Origin of the sequence: Moorena sp. SIO2C4 (genome assembly GCF_010672485.1) — a bacterium.
Taxonomy (GTDB): Bacteria; Cyanobacteriota; Cyanobacteriia; order Cyanobacteriales; family Coleofasciculaceae; genus Moorena; species Moorena producens.
The window spans coordinates 1-2,653 of the sequence record NZ_JAAHGN010001036.1 but is presented as its reverse complement, the minus strand read 5'-3'; the positions used below and the strand labels follow the sequence as shown (position 1 = coordinate 2,653).

General features: G+C 42.6%; 1 protein-coding gene. It reads right to left on the bottom strand.

Annotation, left to right across the window (positions count from 1 at the left end; genetic code table 11):
* Positions 1–224: 224 nt before the first annotated feature.
* Complete coding sequence (locus F6K20_RS33290) at positions 225–1,955, bottom strand: tetratricopeptide repeat protein (RefSeq protein WP_287297625.1); 1,731 nt, start codon at positions 1,953–1,955, stop codon at positions 225–227.
* Positions 1,956–2,653 lie beyond the last annotated feature (698 nt).

The following is a 2,653-nucleotide window of genomic DNA, read 5'->3' as shown; positions in this document are numbered from 1 at the left end:
CAGCATTTTGAATCTTAGAACAGTGCGTAGGGTGGGCAAAATGATATTATCTAGAATTTTTCAAAGAACCAAAGGGTTTTTGCCCACCCTACAAGCTTACAAAGAATCAACGGCTTTTTGCCCACCCTAAAATAAGTTGCGTAGGGTGGGCAAAATGATATTATCTAGAATTGTTAAAATAACCAAAGGGTTTTTGCCCACCCTACTTACTATTGCGTCATTGTTCAATCTTGAGTAGAATCCTCAAAGGTTCTAACTTTAAGAGCTTCTTGGAAATAAGCGTTGGCAAGTTCAATATTCTGTGCTTTCTCACCTTTGATGCGGTTACGATAAGCAATACTGAGATTATATTTTGTCTCTGCCCAATCAATAGGAAATGCCTTAAAGGTATAAACTCTAAGAGCCTGTTGGTAACAAGCGATTGCTTCTTCTATATTCTGTGCTTTGGGACCTTTAATTCTTTCATAGTAAGCATTACCGAGATTGTTTTGAGTCGATGCCCATTTTTCGGGAAAAGCTTGACTGGTGCGTACTTCTAAAGCCAATTGGTAGCAAGCGATTGCTTTTTCTAGGTTTTGTGCTTTCTGACCTGTGATTCGGTTACGGTAAGTAATACCGAGATTGAATTGAGTCGATGCCCAATCAATAGGAAAAGCTTCACGGGTGTGTACTTCTAAAGCCAATTGGTAGCAAGCGATGGCATTTTCAATATTCTGTCTTTTCTCACCTGTGATTCTGTAATAGTAAGCACGACCGAGATTTTTTTGAGTCGATGCCCAATCAACAGGAAAAGCATCACGGGTGTGTACTTCTAAAGCCAATTGGAAGCAAGGGATGGCATTTTCTAGGTTTTGTGCTTTCGGACCTGTGATTCTGTTACCGTAAGCACGACCGAGATTGAATTGAGCCATTGCCCATTGTTCGGGAAAAGCTTCACGGGTGTAAACGGCTAAAGCCAATTGGTAGCAAGCGATGGCCTCTTCTTGGTTTTGTGCCTTCTGACCTGTGATTCTGTCAGAGTAAGCAATACCGAGATTGTTTTGAGTCATTGCCCATTGTTCGGGAAAAGCTTGACTGGTGCGTACTTCTAAAGCCAATTGGTAGCAAGCGATGGCCTGTTCTAGGTTTTGTGCTTTCTGACCTGTGATTCGGTTACGGTAAGCAATACCGAGATTGTTTTGAGTCGATGCCCAATCATAGGGGAAAGCTTTACGGGTGCGTACTTCTAAAGCCAATTGGTAGCAAGCGATGGCATCTTCGAGGTTTTGTGCCTTCTGACCTGTGATGCGGTTACGGTAAGCACTACCGAGATTGTGTTGAGTCGTTGCCCATTGTTCGGGAAAAGCTTGACTGGTGCGTACTTCTAAAGCCAATTCGTAGCAAGCGATGGCATTTTCTAGGTTTTGTGCTTTCTCCCCTGTGATTCTCTCAGAGTAAGCAATACCGAGATTGTTTTGAGTCATTGCCCATTGTTCGGGAAAATCTTCACGGGTGAAAACGGCTAAAGCCAATTGCAAGCAAGCGATGGCCTCTTCTAGGTTTTGTCCCTTCTGACCTGTGATTCTGTGAAGGTAAGCAATACCGAGATTGTGTTGAGTCGTTGCCCAATATTCGGGAAAAGCTTCACGGGTGAAAACAGTTAGTGCCACTTCATAGCCAGTGATGGCAATTGAACTATTGCTGGCTTTGTCACCCAAGGGGAATTGCTGAATTAGATTGCTAAATTCAACAATAACTGCTGCTATATTTTCCGCTTCATCTGGTTTCACTTCCGCCAGCTTAGTTGTTGCCCAATCCCGAAATAATTCTGCTAATCTAGGATTAATTTTGTCTGTATTGTCTGCCAGTAATGGGTAAACTACCTGGGCGTCACCATTACTGTCTGCGGTTGCTTGTAGTACCTCTAAGAGAAAATCAAGTTGGGCATCAGATTTGTTGCGATTACCCCCCATCATTAACTCCCATCAATAGCTCTATAGTATCTCCTATTATTTTATAGCCTTTCTCCTAGCTATCAAGTAAACATTATTTTTTCCCTATTGCTAGCATACCTCTTGCCTGGCGCGTAGCGCTATACCTACTTGCGACACTGAGATGCACCTAACCAGTCCTACCATGTGAGGAAATTGTACTCGTTAATAGCAAAAAAGTACTAGTTTATAGCAAGTCTTATACCCATGAGGTACAAAGTTCTGGTTTTTAGGGAGCAGGGAGCAGGGAGCAGGGAGCAGGAAAGAGGTAAGAGGGAAGAGGGAAGAGGTAAAAAATAATGTGTACCTCATAGCTAAGATAAACGCTATATTAGCAACAAGTACTAGTTAATGAGAAACTAGTACTCGTTAGGAAGAAACAGGTACCCGTTTGTTACACACCAGTACTGACTTCCCAGAAAATAGTACTGGTGTGTGAGAAAATAGTACTCGTTTGTTACACATGGGTACTCGTTTGTTACATACCAGTACTGGTTTACAAGAAACAAGTACTAGTGTATGAGAAACTAGTACTTGTTAGGAAGAAATGGGTACTGGTGTGTTAGAAATGATTACCTGGTCTAGTGTATTGTTAACCCTTGAGCCTTATAGCCCTACGCGCAAGTCAAAAGTATAGGGTTTTTAGGGAGCAGGGAGCAGGGAGCAGGGAGCAGGGAGCAGGG

Excerpts from the sequence above, each read along its gene's own strand:
- F6K20_RS33290 (WP_287297625.1), bottom strand. The coding sequence starts at position 1,955 with ATGATGGGGGGTAATCGCAACAAATCTGATGCCCAACTTGATTTTCTC.